The following is a 25,344-nucleotide window of genomic DNA, read 5'->3' on the forward strand; positions in this document are numbered from 1 at the left end:
GGCCACCGCCAGGTCACAGGTGCTGGCGGTGGAGGGTTTGGCACATGACTGACAGTTCCACCAGGAGTCGGTTGGCTCTACTTGGTGCAACCAGTTGCACAAAATTACCAGTGACCGATTTTTTGTGCAACTGGTTTCATAACTGCACCCATCACCCAGTTACGGGCTGTCCGTGGCTTCTGAGGCAACCTTGCGCAGGGCGGCCACCAGAGTATCCGGTTCCTGGGCGCCGGAAATCATGTATCGCTGGTTGACAATGAAGGCCGGGACACCGGTGACACCGGCCTGCTGCCAGTAGGCTTCCTCCTGGCGGACCTGGTCGGCATAGCGGTCGGAGGCGAGCAGTTCCCGGGCCTGGTCGCCGTCCAGGCCGATGCCTTCGGCCTGTGCACGGAGTACGTCGTGGTCGGCAATATTGGCCGCGTGTCCGAAGTAGGCGTCGAACAGGGCCATCTTCATCTCGGTCTGCAGACCGGATTCGCCCGCCCACTTCACCAATCGGTGGCCGTCGAAGGTGTTTTGGGTATGGCGTTCCTGCATGCGGGAGAAATTCAGCCCCAGTTCTTCGGCAATGCGCATCATGTCGGCCTGGGCGGCTTCCATCTCCTGGGGGCTTCGGCCGTACTTCCTCGACAGGGCCTGGAGGATGGGTTCGCCGTCGCCGGAGGCATCCGGGTTCAGTTCGAAGGCCTGCCACTGGATCTGGAAGCTGATGTCGCTGGCCAGCCTGTCCATGGCCTGCTGTAACCGTGCGTAGCCAATGGCGCACCAGGGGCAGGCGATGTCGGAGACGATATCGATCTGGAGGTTGGTCATGGGAGCTCTCGCTGACGTTAATGGGTGGTCCCGGTCGGGATGCTATAACGTCACTGTATACGAGAGCGCACCGATTGCCGATGCCTGTGGTATCGCAAGGGGAGGGCGGGGCCGCGCCGGGCGCCCGCCCCTGTTGAACCATCTTCGGGGGAGGGGCTACTTTTTGGCGATTACCCACACCGCATGGACGATGCCGGGAATGTACCCCAGCAGGGTCAGGAGGATATTGATCCAGAAATGCTTGCCGATACCGACCTGGAGGAAAACGCCAAGCGGTGGCAGGATGATAGCGATGAGGATTCGGATCAGGTCCATGGACAACTCCTTTAACGGCCTGTGTCGGATGGTTGGGTGGGCCGGTTCCGTGGGTCTGCTGCCAGGACTTCCGGGCACCCAGCGTGCTATCCAGTCTTGTGATGAAGATTAGCAATAAAAGCCGGAGGACGAATTAAAGTTGGGCAATGCAGACGCCGGTACCGGCCTTTTCAACCATCATGACGGGCGACACCGGACATGTTGAGATCATCGCTGTCGGGCGAGCTGGTTCACCATACCCGGGATCGTATCGGGCCGATCATGGTAATCGACTATCGCCGCCACCGGGTGCTGACGTTCGATTCCGTGTTCGAACAGAGCAAGATCGACCGCCGCCGGCCCTGGCTGCCCGTGCACGAATACAACCGGGCGATGCTGTTGCCCGTAGCCTGGCAGCGGCCTTCCCGGGCCGTGGTGCTTGGTGTTGGTGGTGGGACACTGGTGGGGGCATTGCACCACCTGCTGCCTGACTGTCATATCCATGCAGTGGATCTTCGCCGTGAGGTCGTTCAGGTGGCCCGGGATTTCTTCAGCCTGCCGCAGACCGAACGGGTCCGGGTCACCATTGCGGAAGCGCGCCAGGTGTTGGACGATATGCCGGAAGGCAGTGCCGACCTGATCCTGGCGGATCTCTATGGTGCGGACCGCATGAGCCCGGCCCAGTCCCGCCGGCATTTTGTCGAATTGTGCCACCGGGTCCTGTCGGATCGAGGCTGGCTGGCGGTGAACTATCATCGCCCGCCGGATCCGGAGGGACGTCTTTCCCGGCAGTTGCGGCAGCAGTTTGCCAGCCTGTTCAGCTACACCAGCAAATCCAACAACACGGTGTTGCTGGCGTCGAGGCAGCGGGTCCCGCTGTTGCCCGGTAGGGAGCCAATATTCAGGGATCTTGAGAAGACACTGCCTATTGCCTGGCCTAAGCTGATGGCAAAGGTCAGAGAGGGACTGTGAAAGGAGCGACGCGATGTCTATCCAGTTGAAGCGCGCCTATGACCCGTTGGGTCAAGATGGCTATCGGGTACTGGTGGACCGGCTGTGGCCCAGGGGTATCCCAAAGGAGAAACTGCAGGCGGATGAGTGGCTGCGGGAGGTCGCCCCCTCCGACGACCTCCGCAAGGACTTTCACAAGGGCCGGCTTTCCTGGGACGAGTTCCGTCGTGGTTATCTCGGGGAACTGAAGCAACAGCGGGACAAACTGAGGCCGCTGGCCGAACGGGCGTCCGGGGAAACGGTCACCCTGTTGTTCAGCGCGAAGGACCGGGATCGCAATAACGCGGTGGTATTGCGCCAGTATCTGGCCATGCTGGGATGATCCGGGGACTCAGGCCTTGAGGATGCCGACGGCCAGCCGCCCGGCAAGGGCGATGAGCAGGACGCCGAAAAACCGTTCCAGCCATACCACATTGCGCTGGAGTCCGCCGAGGAGCCGGCGGTTGGAGAACAGCCAGGCCACCGTGAGATACCAGACGGTATCGATCACCATGGCCGTTGCCGCGTAACCCAGTTTCGCCAATGTCGGGGTTTCCGGCCCCACCACCTGGCTGAACAGGGCGATGAAGAACACCGCCACCTTGGGGTTGAGGAAGGCCAGCATGAATCCATCCCGCGCCGCGCTGGTGGTGGTCGGAACCTCCGGCAGCTCGTCATGCTGTGACCGCTTTGCCATCAGCCCCCTCACGCCGAGCCATGCCAGGTAGGCGGCCCCGAGCCACTGCAGGCCGGTAAACAGGAGCGGCGAGGCGATGATGATGGCCGCCAGGCCCATAATGCTCAGGAAGGCATACAGGCCGATGCCCAGGCCGTGGGTCACTGCGGCGGTCATGCCGTTTCGTCGGCCCCCGGACACGGTCTGCCTGAGGACCAGTGCCAGTGACGGGCCGGGGGACATGGCCCCGAGGGCGCAGATGGTGACAACAGTCAGCCAGGTGGTCAGGGTCATTGCAGGTTTCCGTTAGTTGTCCTCGTTTGACGGGCTCCCAGCAGGGGCAGGAATACCGCCACACCCAGTCCCCAGAAGCCGTTCAGTATCAGGCCGCCAAACCAGCTCTGTGCTGACACCTCCATCCCCTTGAGGGGAAAGACCACCAGCATGGCGACAGCGGTGGGACCGATGGCCCCCAGAACGATCATCAGGCACCAGAAGGCAGGGGGTTTCAGGTGCCCCAGAAGTGCCCAGAGCAAGACGCCCCAGAGCCCGCCGAAAAATGCCAATGATACCACGGCAGGCACCCCCAGTGGTGGCGCCGGGCTCAGGTTGAAGGGCCCGACCGGGACAACCCCCGCCAGGTAGAACAGGCCGAACAATCCCTGGTGAAAGATCAGGGTGGCCAGGAAACCGCTGATAAATGCCTTGATCCATGACATGGGGTATGCACCTCCAAGCGAGCTATTGACGGGTTCATGGAGTGTAGCGGTTTGCTGGCGATGGGGTAAGGCGGGACGAATGACCCTGGCTGGGCCAGGGTCATTACAACGGTAAGGCAACGGCAATCAGTCTACCCGGGTCAGGGTCACATCGATGTTGCCACGGGTGGCGTTGGAGTAGGGGCATACCTGGTGAGCCAGCTCGATCAGTTGTTGCGCCTGCTCGTCATCCATGCCGGGCAGTGAGATGCGCAGTTCCACCTGGATACCAAAGGCGTTACCGACCGGGCCAATACCCACCATGCCTTCGATGGAGGCGTCTTCCGGCATGGGCAGCTTGGCCTTGCCGGCCACTGCTTTCATCGCACCAATGAAACAGGCGGAATAGCCGGCGGCAAACAGTTGTTCCGGATTGGTGCCTTCGCCACCGGCACCGCCGAGTGCCTTGGGAGTGGCCAGGGCGACATCCAGCACGCCATCGGATGAAATGGCGCGGCCGTCACGGCCACCGGTGGCTTCTGCGGATGCGGTATAGAGTACCTTTTCCAGGGACATGGTGTTTCTCCTTCTGAGGATTGTCGGATGGGTCCCGGGCCGATCTGATGGGGAATGAGTCCGGGAACCTTGGTTGCCGGGGCCGGGGTGACCGGCCCGCTGTACATCACAAGGCACCATACGCCGCAAATTGATTGCTGGCAACTATGTTGTGCACAATTTAAATGACAGAAAGATTAACACGATGCCCTCGCGTGCGCTCAGGACAGGGGTTCGAGAATGGGAATGACCTCGCTGGCGTTATGGGTCCTGGCCAGGTCCAGGGCGGTGTCGCCTTCGGCGTCGGTCAACGCCGGGTTGGCGCCACAGCCCAGGAGAAGATCAGTGATGTCCGCCTGGTTATCCATCGCTGCCTGCATCAGCGGCGTCCGCTGGTGGTTGTCGGGCCGGTCAGGGTCAGCACCCTTGACCAGCAGCAGGCGGGCCGTGTCCAGGTGGCCGTTGCGGGTGGCGAGCATCAACAGGGTGTCGCCCTCGCTGGTGCGCATATTGACCGGAACGCCCGCCTCCAGCAGAGGGGAGAGCATGCCCGTGCCGCCATTCCTGGCAAGATCGAAGATGCCCTGGGCAAAGGCTATGGCGTCCTTGTCCTGTTCGTTTTCCGGTTGCCGGGGACCGGCTGGTTTGCCTTCGCTCATGGCGTCTCCCAAGACCCTGTACGGGTGATGATGGTTATCGGTTTCCGTCCACTGGCGACCGCTTTCGGAGAAGCCGCTGGCCTGTCGCGACCGTGGGACAGCCTGAAAGCGGTACGGATTATCTGTATGATTGCGGGCCATTTTACCAGAGTCTGACTTATCAGAGTCCAGGGAGCCGTGACCGATGTCGTCCCTTGAAGTCTACCAGTATGTGCTGATCGCCCTGATCTTTGTCTGGAGCGGGTTTGTCCGCTCGGGGCTGGGGTTTGGCGGCGCGGTCCTGTCACTGCCGTTCCTGTTGCTGGTGCACAACGAGCCACTGGTGTTCCTGCCCATCATCGCGGTTCATCTGCTGGTGTTCTCGTCCCTGACCATCTGGATGAATAACCGTGGGGGTGGAGGCGAGGGCGTCCCGGTGGAGAGCACCGTGGACTGGCGATACCTGGGGTATCTGCTGGCGGTGATGATCGTGCCCAAGCTGATCGGGGTGTTCGGGCTGATCACGCTGCCGTCACAGGTACTCAGTGCCATTATCTTCGTGATTGTGTCGGTCTACTCGCTCTCCTATATCTTCAACCGACCCTTCCGCAGTGGCAGCCGGGTGGTGGAGTTGGTGTTCCTGATGGTGGGTGGCTATATCAGTGGCACGTCGCTGATAGGGGCGCCGCTGATCATCGCCGTGGCGGCCCAGCACCTGCCGAAGACCAAGCTACGGGACACGCTGTTCGCCCTCTGGTTCATCCTCGTTCTCATCAAACTGGTGGCCTTTATCCTGGCCGATGTCGACCTGCAGCTCATCCATCATCTGTGGTTGCTGCCCTGTGCGGCTGTGGGCCATGTCATCGGGCTGTGGATCCATCAGCGGATGCTGCAGGCGGAAACCCCGGTGTTCTTTCGGGTGCTGGGCACGGTCCTGCTGGTGGTCAGCCTGGTGGGCCTGGTCCAGGCGTTCCTGTGATCCGCAATCGTTGCAGAAGATAGTAATTCTCATTAATATCTGTTCACGATTTTCAGTACGGGCGGGTTCCGTCCCGGTAGTTCACCATCTGGAGAAGTCATATGTTGCCTGATCAGGCTGGCGGTCGTTTTCGGCTGAAGGGGATTGTTCGTCTCACGGGATTGGGAATGATGTTGGCGGGCCTGGCGCCCGTGGCGATGGCGCAATCGACTGGAGAAGAGCAGGAACCCGGCGAGCTGCAGGCCCTCCAGGTGACCGGCAGTGTGCTGAAGGTGGATGTGCCGCTGGCGGAATCGCCGCGCCCGGCTTCCGTGGTGGACCGGGAGGAACTGGATGACCGCAATGTCCAGTCCCTGGACGAGAGCTTCCGTTACCGCGCTGGTGTGGTATCCGGCCACTATGGCGCCGACAACGACACCGACTGGTTCAAGGTTCGTGGTTTTGACCAGTCCACCTACCAGGACAGCCTGCGGATCTACCGTGAGGGCTATTTCCAGTGGTTGCCCGAACCCTTCGGCCTGGAACGGGTGGAGGTGCTCAAGGGGCCGGCGTCCATCCTCTATGGTGAGGCGCCTCCGGGCGGCATCATCAACGCGGTCAGCAAGCGCCCCTCCGACGAGAAATCCGGGATCATTGAATTGCAGGTTGGCAACCGTGAGCACCGCCAACTGAACCTCGACACCACCGGTGCTCTTACCGACACCGCCAGTTACCGGCTGGTGGCGGTCTACAAGGACCGGGAAGGGGATCTGGACCATACCGACAACGAGCGCTATTACCTGGCCCCCAGCGTTGCCATCGATCTGGGGGATCAGACACGCCTGACCGTACTGTCGAGCTTCCAGAAGGATGATGGTGTTCCGGTCAATGGCTTCAAGCTCCCGTACGGCACCATCGACGATACGCCCTATGGCAAGGTGGATCGTTCCACCAACCTGGGGCAACCCGGTTACGACAAGAATGATCGTACCCAGACCGCCATCGGCTACGAGCTGGAACACACCATGGATGAGACCTGGTCATTCATGCAGAACGTGCGTTATAACCGGCTGGACCTTGAATTGCGCAGTAGCTACGCCGGCGCCCAGAACCCCACGGATCCCCGTGTGGCGGACCAGGGCCTGGTCTACCGGGATGGCACCACCGATGGCTGGACCATGGACAACCGGCTGATGGGCCAGTTCTTTACGGATCGCCTGGAGAATACGTTGCTGGTCGGGCTCGACTACCAGCGGTTGACCGCCGAGGGCGACGAGTACGATGTATTTCCATCCTATGATTTCAACAATGGCGTGTACTTTACCCCGCCATTCGGCACGGTCGATATGTTTGATCCGACCTATGGCAACTTTACGCCCGTTACCGATGCCGACCTGACCGAAAGCGAGAGTTACAAGCGTCAGGTGGGCCTTTACCTGCAGAACCAGTTGCGGGTGGATGACCGCTGGGTTCTCCTGGCCAGCCTGCGCCAGGACTGGGCCAACACCGAGGTAGTGACCGGTGGCGCTCCCCAGGAATCCGATGATGAGGAACTGACGGTGTCGGCGGGCATCATGTACCTGGCGGATAACGGCCTGTCTCCTTATATCAGCTACAGCGAGTCCTTCGAGCCTCAGGTCGGTACCGATGCGAATGGTGACCTGTACGAGCCGCTGCATGGTGAGCAACTGGAAGCAGGCGTGAAGTACGCGCCCCTGTGGATGGATGGCTACGTTTCCGCGGCCGCCTTCAGGATCGAGGAAGAGAACGGTCTGGTGTTCGGTGGCGCCTCCCAGGTCCAGTTGGGTGAGAAGGAATCCCGAGGGTTTGAGCTTGAAGGCAACGTATACCTGACGGATCTCTGGCAGGTGACAGCCGCCTATACCTACATGGATACCGAAGTCCGAAACGATTTCGCCAACACCGAGGCCCGGGCGCCGTTGATTCCCCGCCACATGGCGTCGTTCTGGACAGACTATGACCTGAGCCAGCTCCTGCCCGGCCTGAAGGTGGGCGGTGGTCTCCGCTACAATGGTGAAACCAGGGATGGCGATACCACCGTACCGTCCTTCACCGTGGCGGACCTGATGGCGCGCTATGACTTTGACCAGAACTGGCGGATGCAGGTGAACGTCAACAACGTTACCGACAAGGAATACATCGCCAGTTGCGAGTACTGGTGCTACTACGGCGAATCCCGCAGCGTTATCGGTAGCCTGAGTTACCGCTGGTAAATCCCGCCCCAACAGACCTCCCGGCCAGCCCCCTTGCCGGGAGGTGTTTCAGAACAATCCCATCTGCTCCCCCGATGGCCGACGGAAAAGGTCGGTCCTCAGGGCGGCTTCCGCTTCCTGGTTAAGCCCGACGGCCCGCGCCTGCCGATTGAACCGCTGGCGGATCAGGTCCGCGTAGGGCCCGGTTCCGGTCATGCGCTTGCCAAACCCGCTCTGGTACACCTTACCCTCCCGCAGGTCGCGGATGCGGTTCATGACGTGTTCCGCCCGTTGTGGAAAGTGCCGTTGCAGCCAGTCCTGGAACAGTTCGTCCAGCTCCAGGGGGAGTCGCAGCATGACCCAGCTTGCCCGGGTCGCCCCGGCGTCCGCTGCCGATGCCAGAATGTGTTCCAGTTCGTGATCGTTTATGAAGGGGATCACCGGCCCCATGATGATCCCGGTGGGAATGCCGGCCGCGGACAGTTCCCGCAGCATCTTCAGCCGGGTGGCGGGCGCGGCGGTGCGGGGTTCCATGACCCGTTTGAGCTGATTATCCAGGGTGGTCAGGCTCACCCGGACCGAGCACAGCCCCAGCTTTGCAAGTTCGGTGAGCAGGTCCAGGTCCCGCAGTATCAGCGCCCCCTTGGTGATGATGGACACCGGGTGCCGGTATTCCAGCAGGACCTCCAGCAGGTCGCGCGTAATCCGCCGCTCCCGTTCCACTGGTTGATAGGCATCGGTGTTAATGCCCAGCGCGATTGGCGAGGGCGTGTAGCCGGGCTTATCCAGCTCGCGCCGTAGCTGCCGGGCGGCGTTGGGCTTGGCGATCAGCCGGGTCTCGAAATCCAGCCCCGGTGACATGTCCCAGTAGGCGTGGGTGGGTCGGGCAAAACAGTAGATGCAGGCATGTTCACAGCCCCGGTAGGGATTGATGGAACGGTCAAACGGTATATCCGGCGACTGGTTGCGGCTGATGATGGTGCGGACCTGTTCGTCCCTGACCTCGGTGGCCAGGGAGTCCGGATTCAGATCATCCTCCGGATCCCGGTACCAGTCTTCGTCACGGGCCCTGTCGGAGACCAGAGGCTGGAAACGGTTGTGGGGGTTGAGGGCCGTGCCGCGGGTTTTCATGGGAGCACCTGATACTGTCTGCATATACAGTATTCGATAGTACGTGCGGGGCCGCTCCCCTGCAATGCTGACGTTATTCGTTTTGCTTCTGCTTCAGGAACAACACGATCGCAGGTGGCATATGGGCCACGCCAACGACGGTCAGAAAGGCCGCCAGGCCACCGCCTTCCTCCGCGCCCATGTAGACCCCGGACACCACCCAGCCAAAGGCCACCGCCACCAGAACCAGCAGTCCATGGCCGATCCAGCGCCGGGGAGAGGGCACCTGGCGGGACAGTTGCCAGTGGGCGTAGCCGGCGGCACCCAGGGTGACGACCAGCAAAAGCAGGGTGAGAACAACGCGCAAGGGCTTCTCCTGTCAGGTGGTATGGAATAAGCTGCCGTTAATCTGAACATGGTGGCGGCCCCGGGCCGGTTCAACGCCGCCTTTCCTTCAAAGTCATCCCAACAAGAACAGGAACCGTTCATGGCAGAATCAAATGTTGTAGCAGGCCTCTCGCTGGACCGCCTGGAAAATATCAGTCGCCACCTGGACGAAAACTACATTCGCCCCGGCAAACTCCCCGGAGCGGTGACGCTGGTTGCCCGCAAGGGCGAGGTGGCCTGGGTCAATGCCCAGGGAATGATGGATGTGGAACGGAACAAACCAGCCAGGCGCGACACCCTGTTCCGGATCTACTCCATGACCAAGCCGGTGACCTCTATCGCCATGATGCAGCTCTACGAGCAGGGGCGATTCCTGCTGGATGATCCGGTGCACAAGTACATTCCTTCCTGGAAGCACCTGGGTGTCTACGACAGTGGCATCTATCCGAACTTCGTCACCCGCCCGGCGGTCACTACCATGACCATCCGTGACCTGTTCACCCACATGTCCGGGCTGACCTACGGGTTCCTGTTCCGCAGCAATGTGGACGCAGCTTACCGGGCCCTGAAGCTGGATGGTGGCAAGGACCTGACCCTGGACAGGCTGGTGGAGCACCTGGCGGAGATGCCCCTGGAGTTCGACCCGGGTACCGCCTGGAACTATTCGGTGGCCACTGACGTGCTGGGCTACCTGGTCCAGAAACTGTCGGGCCAGCCCCTGGACGACTATTTCCGGGAACATATCTTCGGGCCGCTGGGGATGTCGGATACCGGTTTCCGGGTGCGGGATGACCAGGTCGACCGTTTCGCGGCCTGCTACCTGTACCAGCCCGGCGGTACCATGAAACTGCAGGATGACCCGGAAACCTCCCGCTACCGGCAACCGGCCAGCTTCCTCTCCGGCGGGGCGGGGCTGGTGTCCACGGTGGATGACTATTTTCGGTTTGCCCAGGCCCTGTGCCAGGGCGGGGCCCTCGATGGGCAGCGGATTATCGGTCGCAAGACCCTGGAGTTCATGCGCACCAACCACCTGCCCGACAACCAGGACCTGCCTGGCCTCTCCATTGGTGCCTTCAGTGAAACGCCCTACGAAGGGAACGGCTTCGGCCTTGGCTTCTCGGTGAAGACCGATGTGGCCAAGTCCCGCACCAATGGTTCCGTCGGGGAATATGGCTGGGGCGGTCTGGCCAGCACCAACTTCTTCGTGGATCCGGTGGAGGAGATGGTCATGGTGTTCATGACCCAGTTGATCCCCTCATCCTCCTATCCGATACGGGAGGAGTTGAGGGCGATGATCAACGGGGCGCTGGTGTAGCGGCCCGGTGTGCCGTCTGGATCGTTCGCTGGCCACTGCGCGGCGAATGATCCAGACGGGACAGCCAGGAACGTCTTAGCCGGTGCGCCCGAACATCCTCTCCAGGAATCCTGCCTCACGGACATTGGGAACCGGCAGGGACTCCAGGGAGTCCATGGCCTCGCGCCAGAACCGGACCGGATTGTCCAGGCAGGCGACCTTTTCCTTTTCCTCCCGGGTAAAGGTGTTGTGGTCGCCGGTCAGGCCGGAGTCCAGGATCGCCCGGGTCCACAGGTACAGGCTGCCGCGGATGGTTTTCAGCACCTCGCAATAGGTGCTGCGGCTGATGTTGATGGCAAGCTCCGCCGACAGGTTGATCTTCTGTTGCAGGTCCAGTAACTGGTCTCCCGGCAGGGCGATGCGGTGGCCGTTGCCCTTCTTGCAGTTCAGACAGGCCTGTTCCAGGTTGGTGACGTCATCCCGCAGGTCCAGGTGGCCAAACTGACGCACCTGCTGCTGGTCGATGGGCGCCGGTATCCAGCCGTACTGCGGCGACCTGGCGACAATATGGCCATTGACGTCGTGGCGGTAGGCGGGCAATTCCGCCGTTTTGTCGTATCCTTCGAATTCCGCCCGGAGCCAGGCGGCGGTGTTCCTGTGGCGAAGCATCATTGCGAGGGTAATGGCTGAAGGCATGATGTCGGCCAGGTGTTCGCTGGCATCGACAACGCGCTCCTGAAGATGATCGACAGGTGCTGGCATGTGTGACTTACTCCCGTACCGGATAATCGTCGTTTCCGGCCTATTGTTGTTGTATATGGGTGAAAAGTAGACGTAGTCTCGTCTCACGTCTGTTTGATAAAAGTAATGACCAGGTAACACTTTGTATACACGAATGTGACCTGGGGCGCCAATAGCTTTCGATAATGTCACATCAGGTTTAGGGGGGCAGTTGTGGCGGGTCCGGCGTGATGTTGGACGTAACGACGAGTGAAAACATGTCGTCATTGGCGTTGTACTTTTTGGGCGACATATCCACTGGTTTCATAATTCTGTAGGGTTCCTCTTCCACTATCTATTACAGGCAGTCCATAATCTGGAAAGGAGAAGCACGAAAGCTGTCGCCACAATCCATATCACGGTAATAGCTTGCGTGGAACACAGCTCATGGTTTGGACACGTTACCTGTCCAGGAGAGCATCGCCAGTCTCCGGTACAGCTAACACCTCCTTCTAGCGAGGTCGTCGGGGTACGCTCACCGTCTGTCGTACTCATTGATTGGCCTGGAGGACGATGATGGGTATTGCCCGCAGAAAATCCGAGCCAGGCACCCAGCGCCAGCTATTGACGCTGCAGCACCTCAGGGGGCTGTTTCGTCGCCTCCCGTGGGTCCGGGGAGTCCGGGGGTTTCGGCTGGTCAGCTACTCGGTGGTCGTCCTGGCGGCCGTGATGCCGGCGCTGGTCTGGAACAGCCTCAGCATGCCCGGTGATACCTGGAGCGAGCCGGCATTACCCTTCCACGGCCCCATTGTGCTCATCGGCGGTATCCTGGTGCTGGAAGTGGCGCTGATTCTCTGGGTCAAGATGTTGCAGTTCGGCAACGAGCGGGTACAGCGGCGGCGTAAGTCGCAGCAGCCGGCCTCGTCCATTGACCCCGGGAAGTCGTTTGCCCGGACCTATACGGAATCCCCGGACCCTGCCGTTGCCCCGGACGACAGGCCCCGGGTGCTGGTGGTGGACGATGACCCCATCAACCGCATGATCCTGCGCAAACAGTTGTTGAGGCTGAATGTGGAGCCGGTGAGTGCAGCAGACGGCATGGAAGCACTGGATACCGTGCAGCGGGGACACTGGGACATGATCCTGATGGACGGCCAGATGCCACGCCTTGACGGGCCCGAGACATCCCTGGAAATTCGTCTGAGGGAGCTTCTGCCCGCCGATATCCCCATCATCGGGATTACCACCAACGATACGCCCGAGTTCCGCGAACGGTGCCTGAAGTCCGGCATGCAGGCCTGCTACCACAAACCCGTGCGCCGCTTCGTGATTGAAAAGCTGGTGGACTTCTATATCCGGCAACGGGTCGCCGAGAACCCCGATAATATCCTGGAACGCAGGTTTACCACCTCCACCACGAACGCCTCCTGAGTCGTCCCATAGCCCTGCCTGGCCCGTTACGCATTTGTCATTCCGGATGCCGGAACATCAGGTAACCTGACTGAGCAATGTCGGCACCGGCACTTCAAGGGTGTCGGTGTGAAGGGGGATGTCCATGGATTCCAGGGTACGCCGACGGGAGGAGTGATGATGACCGACTGGCTGCTGGCAAATCCCCATGCGGGGGACGGTGAACGCAATGCGGATTTCTGGCGGGATCACCTGGCACGGGTCGGGTTGGAAAATGTCAGGGCCTGCGACCTGGACAATCTCGACTGGGTCCGGGAGGTGTGCAGCGGCGATCGCATCCTGGCGGCCGGTGGGGATGGGTCGGTCAACCAGGCGGCGGCCATCTGTCTGGAAACCGGGGCCTGCCTCGCGGTCCTGCCCTCTGGCACCGCCAACGACTTCTTTCGCAACCTGGGCATCAACCCCGATCCGGAGGCCATCTGCCGGGCGCTGATGGAATGCCATCAGCATCCGGTGGATGTGGGCCGGTTTGACCGGGGGGTATGCCTTAATGTGGCCCATGTCGGCCTGGGCACGCTGCCGGCCCGGGATGCCAACGCCAATGGCAACCGTAAGAAATGGCTTGGCCAGTTCAGCTACCTGGTGTCCTTGCTGGGGCGCCTGTTCTCCCAACGAGGCTTCCGGGCCACCATCGCGACGGACACGGCAACGGTGACGGGCCGGTGGCTGTCCATTGCCATTGCCAATGGGGCCTGGTTCGGCGGTGGCACTGAGGTGCCCGGGGCGGCCGTGGATAATGGCAGACTGGTGGTGATCGCGGTCCGGCCGGCATCCATGGTCAGCCTGGTGGGGGCGTTCATCATGACCCGGCTGCTGAGGCGAACGCCCAGAGATACGAAAACGGTGGTGGAGCTGGCCTGCCCCTGGTGTCGGATAACCACCCGCCGGCCCAGGACCGTCACCGTGGACGGGGATGTGGTGGGGAAGACTCCCCTTGAGATGACCTGCCGGCCAGGCGAATTGCGGGTGATCCGGAATTCCCCTGAGTAGTTTCGTGCCTCTGGGGGTGGCTATCAGTACCCTGAATAGGCCTCGGGGTGCCAGCCGGCAAAGGTCTCACCCATGGCTTGCGGTTCTGGCTGGGCCTCCGGTGCGACCAGTTCGGCGGTCAGGCGGTGGTCCCGTATCTCCTGCACCACCAGGTCGAAATCCGGTTCCATACGAACACGGGTATTGGCTCGGGGCTGGTTGTCCTTGCGTAACACCGGGAATTCTTCCGCCAGCGCACCGCAGACCCGCAGCAGGCTGATCGTGAGTGCCCCGTGATTGAGCCACGCCATTTCCCGGAGCTGTTTCCACTGGGTCGGGGCTTTGTCGTGCAGCCGGTAGATAACGCCGGCATTGTTGGCCGGGTCCGCCGGGATGACCACCAGTCGGGCGGTCGGAATCCGGCTCTGGTCGAACAGGGAACCACTGCCGAAGCGGGGCTTGATGGTCAGGCACAGCTCCGGGAATTGCAGATTCAGGTGTTCGAGCTGGGCCAGGAAGAAGGCACCGATGCCCGGTTCGATAAACAGGTGTCCATGAAGGGGCTCCCGGTCCAGGAACATCTCGTCACCGGTATCAAGATAACTTTGCAGTGCCAGCATCGGGATCATCTCCCGTACCATGGCGCTGCGCAGGGCCCAGGGGTGGTCCCGAAGCCGGGAAGATAGCTCGATCGCCAGGGGCTGGCAGGTTTCCGGGCAATAGCGAAAGCGTCCCAACTGCCGCTCGGCGGTATTGTAGCGAACGGTGAAGCCCTCACGGGAACGGAGGGTGCCGTTGAAGTACCGTTCGTTACACAGGTCAAACAGCGTCTGCAGGTCATTACAGGGAATGGGGTCGGCGCCGGCTGGCATGGGCGTCGTCCTCCGTCTTGTGGGATTACACCGAATTATAGTGAATTGTAGTTAATCCTCAGTGGCTATGCCGTAACAGCGAGTAACGCTTTGTGTCCCGGAATGCGCGTCGTGTGTAGGGAAGTACCGAGATAAAGTCAGGAAAAGCGGCTATCTTGCAAAATATGGAGTGTTTGGCGATGGATGTTTAGGCGCGAGGAGGAGATGAAGGGGATAATGATGGCCCGACCGCAGAACGGTCGGGCTTTGTGGTCGCTTATCGGTAGTTCTTGAGCACTTCCTTGGCGATGGCGTTACGGTGAACCTCGTCCGGACCATCCGCCGTGCGCAGGTGGCGGGCATACACCCACATATCGGCCAGGGGGAAGTCCTCGGTGTAGCCACCGGCGCCATGGGCCTGGATGGCCCAGTCGATCACCTTCAGGGCCATGTCCGGGGCGGCCACCTTGATCATGGCGATCTGCTGTTTGGCGACCTTGTTGCCCACCAGGTCCATCATCTGGGCGGCCTGCAGGACCATCAGGCGGGTCTGGTCAATGGCGATACGGCAGTCGGCGATGCGCTCGCGCCACACGCCCTGGTCGGCCAGGGTCTTGTGGAAGGCGACCCGTGAAGTCAGGCGCTGGCACATGATGTCGAAGGCCCGTTCGGCCTGACCGATCACCCGCATGCAGTGATGGATCCGGCCCGGCCCCAGGCGCCCCTGGGCAATCTCGAAGCCCCGGCCCTCGCCCAGGATCAGGTTGCTGGCGGGCACGCGGACATTATCGAACTGGATCTCCGGGTGGCCCTTGGGGGCGTGGTAGTAACCATACACCGGCATATCCCGGACAATGGTGACCCCCGGGGTGTCCTTGGGCACGATGATCATGGATTGCTGCTTGTGGCGGTCGGCATTATCCGGGTCGGACTTGCCCATCACGATGAAGAATCTGGTTTCCTCACCACAGCCGCCGGTGATAAACCACTTACGACCGTTGACGACATAGTCGTCGCCATCCCGCTGGATACGGGTTTCAATGTTGGTGGCATCACTGGAGGCCACTGCCGGCTCGGTCATGGCGAAGGAGGAGCGGATCTCACCGTTCAGCAGGGGGTTCAGCCAGGTCTCCTTCTGCTCCTCGCTGCCGTAGCGGGCCAGTACCTCCATATTACCGGTGTCCGGGGCAGCGCAGTTGAAAACCTCGGAGCTCCACAGGACCCGGCCCATGATCTCGGCCAGGGGGGCGTATTCCAGGTTGGTCAGACCGGGACCATATTCTTCCTCCGGCAGGAACAGGTTCCACAGGCCCTGTGCCTTGGCCTTTTCCTTCAACTCGTCAACGATGGGGACTTTGGCATACGCGCGGCCACGTTCTTTGTTGGCGGCCTTCTGCTGCTTGTAGGTTTCCTCGTTGGGGTAGATATAGTCGTCCATGAACGTCAGCAGTTGCTGGCGCAGTTCCTTGACCTTGTCGGAATACTGGAAATCCATGATCTGCCTCCTGGGCATCTAACAGTGATCGGTGGGCCTGAGCAGCGGAAGCTGTTCGGCGTCTGTTCAGTGGGATCACTATGGAGTGGGGTGCTGAATGAATCAACTGAATTATTCTGATTGAATAGTATAAGTTCTGCTTATTAATTGAGGTGCGGGCAGTCAATTCCGTCCGCCGGGGTGGCAAGGGGGGGCTTCCTTCGACCATACTGAGACAACATCCAATCTATCCTGAACAGATCAGAGGCGACGCATGACCAACAAAGAATTGCAGCAGCTGAAAGAGCGGTATGTGGCGGCCGGTGCAGCCAGCCCCAACGAGCAGTTTGCGGACCACGCCCGTAACGCTGAACTGTGGGATGCCGACGGCAAGCGGATGATCGATTTCGCTGGCGGTATCGGTGTGCTCAATATCGGCCATCGTCATCCGAAGGTGGTGGAAGCGGTCAAGGCCCAGTTGGACAAGCTGATGCATACCTGCCAGACCGTCATGCCGTATGAAGGTTATGTGAAGGTGGCAGAGAAGCTCAGCCAGGTGGCGCCGGTCCGCGGCCATGCCAAGGTGATGCTCGCCAACTCCGGCGCCGAGGCCCTGGAAAATGCGCTCAAGATAGCCCGCGCGGCGACCGGCAAGACCAACGTGATCTGTTTTGATGGCGGCTATCATGGCCGGACCTTCATGACCATGGCCATGAACGGCAAGGTGGCCCCCTATGCGTCCGATTTCGGCCCCATGCCCGGCACGGTGTTCCGCGCCCCCTATCCGGTGCCCTACCACGGTGTATCCGAGGATGAGGCGCTCCGTGGCCTGAAAATGGTCCTGAAGACCGATGCCAACCCCAGGGACACGGCAGCCATCGTGATTGAGCCGGTCCTGGGGGAGGGCGGTTTCTACCCGGCGCCGCCGAGCTTCCTGAAGAAGATCCGCGAGATCTGCGACGAACACGGCATGCTGATGATCGTGGACGAAGTGCAGAGTGGCTTTGGCCGGACCGGCAAGCTGTTTGCCATCGAACACAGCGGTGTCGAGCCGGACATCATGACCATGGCCAAGAGCATGGCCGACGGCATGCCCATTTCCGCCATTGTCGGTACCGACAAGGTGATGGACGCTTCCGGCCCCAATTCCCTGGGGGGCACCTACACCGGCAGTCCTACGGCCTGCGCCGCGGCCCTGGCGGTCATGGAAGTGTTCGAGGAAGAGGATATCCTCGGCAAGAGCCAGGTTCTGGGGAACAGGCTCGCCAAGCGCTTTGCCCAGTGGCAGGAGAAGTTTGACCATGTGGACAATGTGCGCAACCTCGGCCCCATGGCCGCCATCGAACTGGTCACCGACAAGCATGACTGCGAACCCCGTGCCGACCTGGCCGCCAAGGTCACCGGTTACGCCAAGGAGCACGGCCTGATCCTGCTCAGTTGCGGCATGTACGGCAACACCATCCGCTTCCTGATGCCGGTGACCATTGAGGATGAGGTGCTCGAGGAAGGCCTGCAGATTGTTGAGGACGCGTTGGCATCCATCGGCTGATCCCGGACGACGGTCAGGCTCCTGCCAGTGAGTTTTTCCTTCAGACAGTTGCGGTATTTCGTGGCGGTATCGGAGATCGGTTCGGTCTCCGGTGCCGCACGGGATCTCGCCGTATCCCAATCCACTGTTACGGAAGCCATCAAGGAGCTGGAAAGCGATCTCGGGGTGGTCCTGCTGGAACGTCATGCCCGGGGTATGGGGCTGACCCACAAGGGGCATGCGTTCCTGCGCCATGCCAACCGGATTCTGGCGGAAGTCAGTTACGCCAGGGGGGTGTTTTCGGAACAGGAGCAGGTAACCGGAACCCTGCATGTCGGGGTCACGTCGATCGTGGCGGGCTACGCCCTGCCGGATCTCCTGGCACGCTACCGGCGGGCTTTTAGTGGAACCGGCGTCCAGGTGGTGGAAGACGCCCCGGAATACCTTGAACACTACCTGCTCAATGGCGAACTGGATGTCGCCATACTGATCCTCTCTGCCCTTCAGGAACGCTCTGCCCTCAACACGGCAGTGATGGAAACATCACCCTTCCGGGCCTGGTTACCCATGGGGCATCGCCTGGCCAACGCGCCGGAAATTGACCGCGACGTTCTGCTGGAAGACCGCTTCATCCTGCTAAACACTGACGAGATCCGACTGGCAACTGCAGACCTGTGGCAGCGGGCGCGCCGAAATCCCCGCATGGCCATGCGAACGTCGTCGGTGGAAGCGGTGAGAAGCCTGGTAGCGACCGGAGCCGGTGTCTCCGTGCTGCCGGACCTTGTCTATCGCCCCTGGTCCCTGGAAGGAGACCGCATTGCCAGCGTCAACGTGGCGTCTCCGCTACCACCGGTGGAGGTTGGGCTGGCCTGGCGCCGTGGTGCCAAGCCTTCTGATGCCGCCCGAGCGTTTATTGATCTGGCCCTGGAGGAACCGGCCCTCCGCCATCGCTGACCACCCAAGCGTCCTTTCGGAAAACCCGATCACTCAATACCCTCCTGTTTTGCATTACATCCCACTACGTGATTCCACCTATAAATATCGGAATAACCGATATATGTTTTCTGATTTTATTTATGGCGATAGCTGAAGTGATTTCTATACTCGAAATGACCATCCGCATTCATGTCGCCATGAAAGACATGGTGAGCCCACACAGTTCGGGAGAGGAATCATGAAAAAGATAATGGTGTCGATGCTGACCACCACATTCTGTGTTGCCACGCTTGCCTCGGCAGCGGATATGAAAAAATCTGTCGGCGCAGGCGAGGGTGCGGTGGATATCGTGGCCTGGCCCGGCTACATCGAGCGTGGTGAAACCGACGAGAACTATGACTGGGTGACCGGATTCGAGGAGGAAACCGGATGTGAGGTAAGGGTGAAGACGGCCAACACCTCGGACGAGATGGTTGCCCTGATGAACGAGGGTGGCTTTGACCTGGTGACGGCCTCCGGTGATGCCTCCCTGCGGATTATATACGGCGACCGGGTACAGCCGGTGAACACGGACCTGATTCCCAGTTGGAGCACCATTGATGATCGGCTCAAGGATGCGCCCTGGCACACCGTGGATGGCGTTCACTATGGCGTTCCCTACCAGTGGGGGGCGAATGTGCTGATGTACAACACCGAGGTGTTCGGGGACCAGCCGCCAAAGAGTTGGCGGGTGGTGTTCAAGGAAATGACCCTTCCGGACGGTAAGTCCAACAAGGGGCGGGTCCAGGCGTTTGATGGGCCAATCTACATTGCCGATGCCGCCCTGTATCTAAAAGAACATCAGCCGGAACTGGGTATCGAGGATCCGTACGAACTGACCCAGGAGCAATATCAGGTGGCTCTGGACCTGTTGCGGGAGCAACGGAAGATCGTGGGGCGGTACTGGCATGACGCCTTTGTGCAGATTGATGATTTCACCAACGAGGGTGTTGTCGCATCTTCCGCCTGGCCGTTCCAGGCCAACATCCTGAAAGCTCAGGGGCAACCTGTCGCCACGGTCATACCGGATGAGGGTGCTACCGGCTGGGCAGATACCACCATGATGCACGTGGAGGCCCCCCATCCCAACTGCGCCTACAAGTGGATGGAGCACTCGCTTAACACCCGGCTGCAGGGGGATCTTGCTTCCTGGTTTGGTTCAGTGCCGGTGGTGCCGGCCGCCTGTGAAGGCAACGAACTGCTGGGTGAGAAAGGCTGCGAGACCAATGGCATGGAGAATTTTGAGCGTATCAGTTTCTGGCGTACCCCGGTTTCATCCTGTGGGGAAGGCAAACAATGCGTGCCCTACTACCGCTGGGTAACCGACTACATCGCCATCCTGGGTGGCCGGTAAGCCAGTCGAGAGTTCCATCGCCCCACTTTGCCGGGTGGGGCGATACGCATCAGGAGAGTTTCATGCCAACCACGGTCCGGAAGCCCATGTACGACACGGAAAAAGACGAGGTGAGCCCCGACCCGGCTGAACGGGTCAGTGCGGTGGAACTGTCGGGGATCAGCCGGCATTTTGGCACCGTTAAGGCGGTGGACCAGGTGAACCTCGATATCCCCGAGGGGGAGTTCTTTGGAATGCTGGGGCCGTCCGGTTCCGGCAAGACAACCTGCCTGAGGCTGATCGCGGGGTTCGAGCAGCCCACAGCCGGCCACCTGAAGATCTTTGGTGACACGGTGGATGGCCTTCCGCCCTATCGCCGCGCCGTTAACACGGTCTTCCAGGACTATGCCCTGTTCCCCCACATGAATGTGATCGATAACGTGGCCTATGCGCTGACGGTGCGCGGGGTAGGTCGCCGTCAACGGCATCGTCAGGCCATGGAGATGCTTGAACTGGTACGCCTGGGCGGGTTTGCGAAACGCCAGCCCGCGCAATTGTCCGGCGGGCAACGCCAGCGAGTTGCCCTGGCCCGGGCCCTGATAGGAAAGCCCAAGGTGTTGCTGCTGGACGAGCCCCTGGGGGCCCTTGACCTGAAGCTGAGGGAACAGATGCAGGTGGAACTCAAGTCCCTGCAGCGGGAACTGGGCATCACCTTTGTGTTCGTGACCCATGACCAGGGCGAGGCCCTGTCCATGAGTGACCGGGTGGCGGTCTTCAATCAGGGGCAGGTGGTTCAGGTGGGTACCCCGGAAGACATCTACGAGCGGCCCGAGCATCGTTTCGTGGCGGATTTCGTCGGTTCCTCCAACATACTGGAGCCGGAGCTCTGCCAGCGTATCGGTGCTCCCGAGGGGTTGTGGAGTCTGCGCCCGGAGAAAATCCACCTGGCCGACCAGTCGGTGTCCCGGGAAGATGGTGTAATCACCGTGTCCGCCACCATCAGTCACGTGCAGTACCAGGGTTCGGTGCGGCGGTGCGTGCTGTCCGTGGCGGGGCACTCGCTGTCCCTGTCGGTTCCCTCTGCGGTGGGTGGACTGGCTACCGGGCAGTCGGTCTATGCCCGCTGGAATCTGGACGACATGCACAGGATGGTGCCGTGATGTCTGACGACGGCATGGCAATCAACCAGCCGGCCGACGGTGTACTGGGCCGGGTATCCGACCTGCTGTTCCGGCGACCGGGGCTGTTGCTGACAATCCTGCTGGGGCCGCCGCTGATCTGGATTGGCGTGGTCTATGTCGGGTCGCTGGTGGCATTGCTGGTGCAGAGTTTCTATTCGATTGACGAGTTCTCAGGTCGTATCGTCCGGGAATTCACGCTCAAGACCTACGCGGAACTGTTGCGTCCCTCAAACCTCGATATCGTGTTGCGCACGGTACTGATGGCCGCGTCGGTGACCCTGGCATCCGCACTCATAGCGTTTCCCATCGCGTTCTATGCCGCCCGTTTCGCCCGTGGGTGGATCAAGGGGCTGTTCTTCATCGCCGTCATGCTGCCGCTCTGGTCCAGTTACCTGGTGAGGGTCTATGCCTGGAAACTGATCCTTGCCAATGAGGGCGTGCTCAACTGGAGCGTCGAGCGGGTGGGGCTCACCCCGCTGGTGGATGCGCTGTTATCCATGCCGGTGATTGGCGGGCCCTCGTTGTCGTTCAGTTATATCGGCACCTTTCTGGTATTCGTCTACCTGTGGCTGCCGTTCATGATCCTGCCGATCCAGGCGGCGCTGGAGCGGGTGCCGGGGTCCATGCTGGAGGCCTCGGACGACCTGGGGGCCCGGCCCGGGCAGACCTTCCGCAAGGTGATCTTCCCGCTGGCCCTGCCCGGTATCGTGGCCGGCTCCATTTTCACTTTCTCGCTGACCCTGGGGGACTATATCGCGCCCCAGATCGTGGGTTCCTCGCGACTGTTCATTGGCCAGGCGGTTTACATGCACCAGGGCACCGCCGGCAATCTTCCGATGGCAGCAGCCTTTTCCATGGTGCCCATCGTGGTCATGGCCATTTACCTCTGGATTGCGAAAAAGATGGGGGCCTTCAATGCGCTTTAGGAAGAGCCGTTCGGGCGCGTCGCTGAAGCTGAAAATCGGAGCGGTCGCCGGTTTACTGTTCCTGCACCTGCCTCTGTTGCTGATATTTCTGTATGCCTTCACCACCGAGGAAAAGAGTTACCAGTTTCCGCCCCCGGACTATACGTTGAAATGGTTTGCGGTGGTCTGGGACCGGCAGGACATCTGGGATGCGTTCGGCCTGTCCCTGAAGATCGCGCTGATCGCCACCGGCGCGGCCATCGTGCTGGGCACCCTGGCTGCGGGGGCGGTTGCCCGCACCCGGTTCTTCGGCCGTGAAACCGTGTCACTGCTGATTATCCTGCCCATCGCGCTTCCCGGGGTGGTAACCGGTATTGCGTTGCGCTCGGCCTTCGATATCGCCGATATTCCGTTTTCCTTCTGGACCATTGTGCTCGGTCACGCGACCTTCTGTGTGGTGGTGGTCTACAACAACGCGGTGGCGAGGCTCCGGCGTACATCGCCCTCCCTGCTGGAGGCCTCGCTGGATCTGGGGGCGAATGGTTTTCAGACTTTCCGGCATGTGCTGCTACCCAATCTTGCCACCGCACTGCTGGCGGGCGGCATGCTGGCCTTTGCCCTGTCCTTTGACGAGGTCATCGTGACTACCTTCACCGCAGGACAACAAACGACCCTGCCCATCTGGATGCTCAGCGAGCTGGTACGTCCCAGGCAGCGACCGGTGACCAACGTGGTGGCCGTGTTCGTGGTAATTATCACCTTCCTGCCCATTCTCATGGCTTATTACTTCACCCGCGGCGGCGAAGCGACCGCCGGGCAGGGTAAGTGACAGGCAATTCAGGCTAACAAGGAGATTTCCCCATGTCCCAGACAGGTAATGCAAGTGGTGCCCAGGCCCTGGATACCCGTTTATTGATTGGTGGAGACCTGGTGGCCGGAAACGGGCCGGAGGAACCCATACTCAATCCGCGTACCGCCGGGAAGATCATTGGTCTGCCCGAGGCCTCCGATGATCAGGTTAACCAGGCGGTTGCCGCGGCCCGCAAGGCTTTCCAGGGCTGGTCGAGAACCACGCCGGGGGAGCGTTCGCTGCTGTTGCTGCGGCTGGCGGACCGGATTGAGCAGCACGGCGAAACCTTTGCCCGGCTGGAGGCACTGAACTGCGGAAAACCGTTCCATATCGTGCTGGCGGAGGAGATCCCGGCGGTCGTGGACTGCCTGAGGTACTTTGCCGGCGCCGCCCGGTGCATGCAGGGAAGCGCGGCAGGGGAGTACATGGCGGGTCACACCTCAATGATCCGTCGCGACCCGGTGGGCGTGGTCGGCTCCATTGCACCATGGAACTACCCGCTGATGATGGCGGCCTGGAAAATCAGCCCGGCCCTGGCGGCGGGCAATACCGTTGTGATCAAGCCGTCCGAGCAGACACCCCTGACCAGCCTGCTGCTGGCACGGGTCGCCGCTGAAGTATTGCCTGCCGGTGTGCTCAATGTGATCACCGGTCGGGGGGAAAGTGTGGGTACATCCCTGGTCTGCCATCCGGATGTGGACATGATCTCGCTGACAGGGGATATCGCCACCGGCAAGAAGATCCTCACCAATGCCGCCAAGAGCGTGAAACGGACCCACCTTGAGCTGGGTGGCAAGGCCCCGGTACTCGTATTTGATGACGCCGATCTGGACGAAGTAGTCGAAGGCATCCGCACGTTCGGTTACTTCAACGCCGGACAGGATTGCACGGCGGCTTGCCGGATATACGCCGGAGCGGGGATCCACGACAGACTGGTGGAGAAGCTGACCGATGCGGTTTCCACCATCCGCTACAACCAGGGCAATGACGATGACAACGAGATTCCTCCCCTGATTTCCGAGCGGCAGCGGGACCGGGTAGCCAGTTTTGTTGAAAGGGCGGCGGAACAGTCTCACATGGAGGTGGCCGTGGGTGGTCGTATGCCCGATGGAAACGGTTTTTACTATGAGCCCACACTGATCACCGGGGCGCGACAGGATGATGAGATTGTCCGTCGGGAAGTGTTTGGTCCGGTGGTATCCGTTACCCGGTTCACGGATGATGACGATGTTGTCTCCTGGGCCAACCAGTCAGAATATGGCCTGTCGTCATCGGTGTGGACCAGGGACATTTCCAGGGCCATGGATGTCTCGTCACGCTTGCAGTATGGCTGCACCTGGGTGAACTGCCACTTCATGCTGGTGAACGAAATGCCCCACGGGGGCATGAAGCAGTCAGGATACGGAAAAGACATGTCGTCGTACTCTCTTGAAGATTACACCACTGTCCGCCATGTCATGATCCGGCACGGCTAGTCGCCGTAATGAACACAGGCAGTGGATTTCCTGTACAGGTACGGTATTCTCGGGATCAAGTTCAAACCTTTTGATCCCGAGGACACTTGGAATTCAGGATATGTCAGAGACCGGTCACGAAGCTGTGTTTTTCCGCGAGGGCGACGTTTTTGTGCCGACGGAACTGGGGCGCGGCCCCTGGAGCCCGGACGCGCTCCACGGGGGCGCTCCGGCGTCGTTGTTGGCGGGCTATGCCGAGGAGCAGGTGGGAGACCCGGACATGCTGTTGTCGCGGCTGACCATGGAACTGGTACGCCCGGTTCCCATGGCGCCGCTGGCCATCCAGGCAAGTATGGGGAAGGGGCGCTCGGTCCGGCGGGTGGAAATGACCCTGACCAGCGGCGATACCGTGGTAGCCCGGGCCGTGGCGCTGTTCCTGCGTGCCGAACCCCTGGACATCGAAGCCCGGCTGGGCGGACACCCGCTACCGGGCCCCGACCGGTGCCAGGAACCCTTCGTGATTCCGGGTATGGAGCAGATGACCTCGTTCCACTACACCGCCATGGATATCCGTGTGGCCCACGGCCAGACCATGGGCCCAGGCCCGGCCGCAGGCTGGTTCCGCATGCAGTATCCGCTGGTTGGCGGAGAGAGCGTGTCCGCGGCCATGCGGGCGGTGGCCGCATCGGATTTCGGAAACGGCCTCAGCTGGATTCTTCCCGTTGACGAGTACACCTTTGTGAATACGGACCTGACCGTGTACCTGCATCGCCATCCGAGGACCGAGTGGGTTGCCCTGGATAGCCGTACGGTTATCGAACCCAATGGTATCGGCCTGGTCCGTTCGGAAATCTATGACGAACAGGGCCGTATTGGCACCGCTCAGCAGAATCTGCTGGTGCGGGCCCGGCAGGCCTGAGGACCTGTTACCGGACCCTGACCAAACCGTCATTGAAAGGCCATCACTTTACCTTGCCGGACCCCGTCGACCATGGCATAAACGGG

General features: G+C 60.9%; 26 protein-coding genes. 15 read left to right on the forward strand and 11 right to left on the reverse strand.

The features are described 5' to 3' along the window. Window positions 1–159: 159 nt before the first annotated feature. Together ACJO2E_RS11540 and ACJO2E_RS11545 are read right to left on the reverse strand one after the other, a co-directional pair. Window positions 160–816: a DsbA family oxidoreductase gene (locus tag ACJO2E_RS11540; protein ID WP_406964024.1), complete on the reverse strand. Its 657-nt coding sequence runs from the start codon at window positions 814–816 to the stop codon at window positions 160–162. A 156-nt stretch (window positions 817–972) separates the two neighbouring features. Continuing rightward, complete coding sequence (locus ACJO2E_RS11545) at window positions 973–1,131, reverse strand: YqaE/Pmp3 family membrane protein (RefSeq protein ID WP_328185865.1); 159 nt, start codon at window positions 1,129–1,131, stop codon at window positions 973–975. 198 nt (window positions 1,132–1,329) lie between these two features. On the opposite strand from ACJO2E_RS11545, the gene ACJO2E_RS11550 reads away from it, so the two are divergent. Then, entirely contained in the window at window positions 1,330–2,082 is a 753-nt protein-coding gene (locus tag ACJO2E_RS11550) for a spermidine synthase (protein WP_406964025.1), read from the forward strand. A gap of 13 nt (window positions 2,083–2,095) precedes the next feature. Beyond that, entirely contained in the window at window positions 2,096–2,443 is a 348-nt protein-coding gene (locus tag ACJO2E_RS11555) for a DUF488 domain-containing protein (protein WP_406964026.1), read from the forward strand. Between the two features lie 9 nt (window positions 2,444–2,452). Here ACJO2E_RS11555 and ACJO2E_RS11560 read toward each other — a convergent pair whose 3' ends face one another. The 4 genes from ACJO2E_RS11560 to ACJO2E_RS11575 form a co-directional block, all read right to left on the reverse strand. Continuing rightward, window positions 2,453–3,070: a LysE family translocator gene (locus ACJO2E_RS11560; protein WP_406964027.1), complete on the reverse strand. Its 618-nt coding sequence runs from the start codon at window positions 3,068–3,070 to the stop codon at window positions 2,453–2,455. Further along, on the reverse strand, window positions 3,067–3,495 hold the full coding sequence (locus ACJO2E_RS11565) for a hypothetical protein (RefSeq protein ID WP_406964028.1): 429 nt from the start codon (window positions 3,493–3,495) through the stop codon (window positions 3,067–3,069). The genes ACJO2E_RS11560 and ACJO2E_RS11565 overlap by 4 nt, the downstream gene beginning before the upstream one ends. A gap of 126 nt (window positions 3,496–3,621) precedes the next feature. Beyond that, window positions 3,622–4,050: an organic hydroperoxide resistance protein gene (locus tag ACJO2E_RS11570; RefSeq protein ID WP_406964029.1), complete on the reverse strand. Its 429-nt coding sequence runs from the start codon at window positions 4,048–4,050 to the stop codon at window positions 3,622–3,624. 200 nt (window positions 4,051–4,250) lie between these two features. Then, window positions 4,251–4,688: an ankyrin repeat domain-containing protein gene (locus tag ACJO2E_RS11575; RefSeq protein ID WP_406964030.1), complete on the reverse strand. Its 438-nt coding sequence runs from the start codon at window positions 4,686–4,688 to the stop codon at window positions 4,251–4,253. A 184-nt stretch (window positions 4,689–4,872) separates the two neighbouring features. Between ACJO2E_RS11575 and ACJO2E_RS11580 the strand changes: the two genes are divergently transcribed. Together ACJO2E_RS11580 and ACJO2E_RS11585 are read left to right on the forward strand one after the other, a co-directional pair. Beyond that, entirely contained in the window at window positions 4,873–5,646 is a 774-nt protein-coding gene (locus tag ACJO2E_RS11580) for a TSUP family transporter (RefSeq protein ID WP_406964031.1), read from the forward strand. Window positions 5,647–5,813: 167 nt separating this feature from the next. Beyond that, window positions 5,814–7,859 carry a TonB-dependent siderophore receptor gene (locus ACJO2E_RS11585; protein WP_406964032.1) on the forward strand — a complete coding sequence of 682 codons (2,046 nt, stop codon included), beginning with the start codon at window positions 5,814–5,816 and terminating at the stop codon, window positions 7,857–7,859. Window positions 7,860–7,907: 48 nt separating this feature from the next. Here the strand turns inward: ACJO2E_RS11585 and ACJO2E_RS11590 are convergent, their stop codons facing one another. Next, window positions 7,908–8,969, reverse strand: coding sequence for a PA0069 family radical SAM protein (locus ACJO2E_RS11590; RefSeq protein WP_406964033.1), 1,062 nt, complete (start codon window positions 8,967–8,969; stop codon window positions 7,908–7,910). Window positions 8,970–9,042: 73 nt separating this feature from the next. Then, on the reverse strand, window positions 9,043–9,315 hold the full coding sequence (locus tag ACJO2E_RS11595) for a hypothetical protein (RefSeq protein WP_406964034.1): 273 nt from the start codon (window positions 9,313–9,315) through the stop codon (window positions 9,043–9,045). A 120-nt stretch (window positions 9,316–9,435) separates the two neighbouring features. Between ACJO2E_RS11595 and ACJO2E_RS11600 the strand changes: the two genes are divergently transcribed. After that, on the forward strand, window positions 9,436–10,650 hold the full coding sequence (locus ACJO2E_RS11600; RefSeq protein ID WP_406964035.1) for a serine hydrolase domain-containing protein: 1,215 nt from the start codon (window positions 9,436–9,438) through the stop codon (window positions 10,648–10,650). A gap of 75 nt (window positions 10,651–10,725) precedes the next feature. Here the strand turns inward: ACJO2E_RS11600 and ACJO2E_RS11605 are convergent, their stop codons facing one another. Continuing rightward, entirely contained in the window at window positions 10,726–11,391 is a 666-nt protein-coding gene (locus ACJO2E_RS11605) for an AbiTii domain-containing protein (protein WP_406964036.1), read from the reverse strand. A gap of 534 nt (window positions 11,392–11,925) precedes the next feature. Here ACJO2E_RS11605 and ACJO2E_RS11610 point away from each other — a divergent pair. After that, a complete protein-coding gene (locus tag ACJO2E_RS11610; protein WP_406964037.1) occupies window positions 11,926–12,780 on the forward strand; it encodes a response regulator in 855 nt (284 codons plus the stop codon). 159 nt (window positions 12,781–12,939) lie between these two features. Next, window positions 12,940–13,809: a diacylglycerol/lipid kinase family protein gene (locus ACJO2E_RS11615; protein ID WP_406964038.1), complete on the forward strand. Its 870-nt coding sequence runs from the start codon at window positions 12,940–12,942 to the stop codon at window positions 13,807–13,809. A 23-nt stretch (window positions 13,810–13,832) separates the two neighbouring features. Here the strand turns inward: ACJO2E_RS11615 and ACJO2E_RS11620 are convergent, their stop codons facing one another. After that, a complete protein-coding gene (locus tag ACJO2E_RS11620; protein WP_406964039.1) occupies window positions 13,833–14,660 on the reverse strand; it encodes a hypothetical protein in 828 nt (275 codons plus the stop codon). A gap of 256 nt (window positions 14,661–14,916) precedes the next feature. Next, window positions 14,917–16,134, reverse strand: coding sequence for an acyl-CoA dehydrogenase family protein (locus ACJO2E_RS11625; RefSeq protein WP_406964040.1), 1,218 nt, complete (start codon window positions 16,132–16,134; stop codon window positions 14,917–14,919). A 253-nt stretch (window positions 16,135–16,387) separates the two neighbouring features. Between ACJO2E_RS11625 and gabT the strand changes: the two genes are divergently transcribed. The 8 genes from gabT (at window position 16,388) to ACJO2E_RS11665 (ending at window position 25,258) form a co-directional block, all read left to right on the forward strand. Further along, complete coding sequence (gabT, locus tag ACJO2E_RS11630; protein WP_406964041.1) at window positions 16,388–17,662, forward strand: 4-aminobutyrate--2-oxoglutarate transaminase; 1,275 nt, start codon at window positions 16,388–16,390, stop codon at window positions 17,660–17,662. 27 nt (window positions 17,663–17,689) lie between these two features. Then, window positions 17,690–18,595: a LysR family transcriptional regulator gene (locus tag ACJO2E_RS11635; protein ID WP_406964042.1), complete on the forward strand. Its 906-nt coding sequence runs from the start codon at window positions 17,690–17,692 to the stop codon at window positions 18,593–18,595. A 220-nt stretch (window positions 18,596–18,815) separates the two neighbouring features. Continuing rightward, a complete protein-coding gene (locus ACJO2E_RS11640; RefSeq protein WP_406964043.1) occupies window positions 18,816–19,970 on the forward strand; it encodes an ABC transporter substrate-binding protein in 1,155 nt (384 codons plus the stop codon). A gap of 86 nt (window positions 19,971–20,056) precedes the next feature. After that, window positions 20,057–21,109 carry an ABC transporter ATP-binding protein gene (locus ACJO2E_RS11645; RefSeq protein ID WP_406964137.1) on the forward strand — a complete coding sequence of 351 codons (1,053 nt, stop codon included), beginning with the start codon at window positions 20,057–20,059 and terminating at the stop codon, window positions 21,107–21,109. Continuing rightward, entirely contained in the window at window positions 21,109–22,056 is a 948-nt protein-coding gene (locus ACJO2E_RS11650; RefSeq protein ID WP_406964138.1) for an ABC transporter permease, read from the forward strand. The genes ACJO2E_RS11645 and ACJO2E_RS11650 overlap by 1 nt, the downstream gene beginning before the upstream one ends. Then, window positions 22,046–22,864 (forward strand): ABC transporter permease, encoded by an 819-nt coding sequence (locus ACJO2E_RS11655; RefSeq protein WP_406964044.1) that lies wholly within the window; start codon window positions 22,046–22,048, stop codon window positions 22,862–22,864. Before ACJO2E_RS11650 ends, ACJO2E_RS11655 begins: the two co-directional genes overlap by 11 nt. 68 nt (window positions 22,865–22,932) lie before the next feature. Continuing rightward, complete coding sequence (locus ACJO2E_RS11660) at window positions 22,933–24,360, forward strand: gamma-aminobutyraldehyde dehydrogenase (protein WP_406964139.1); 1,428 nt, start codon at window positions 22,933–22,935, stop codon at window positions 24,358–24,360. A gap of 100 nt (window positions 24,361–24,460) precedes the next feature. Continuing rightward, a complete protein-coding gene (locus ACJO2E_RS11665; RefSeq protein ID WP_406964045.1) occupies window positions 24,461–25,258 on the forward strand; it encodes a thioesterase family protein in 798 nt (265 codons plus the stop codon). Window positions 25,259–25,344 lie beyond the last annotated feature (86 nt).

Origin of the sequence: Marinobacter shunpengi (genome assembly GCF_045449695.1) — a bacterium.
Lineage (GTDB): Bacteria > Pseudomonadota > Gammaproteobacteria > Pseudomonadales > Oleiphilaceae > Marinobacter.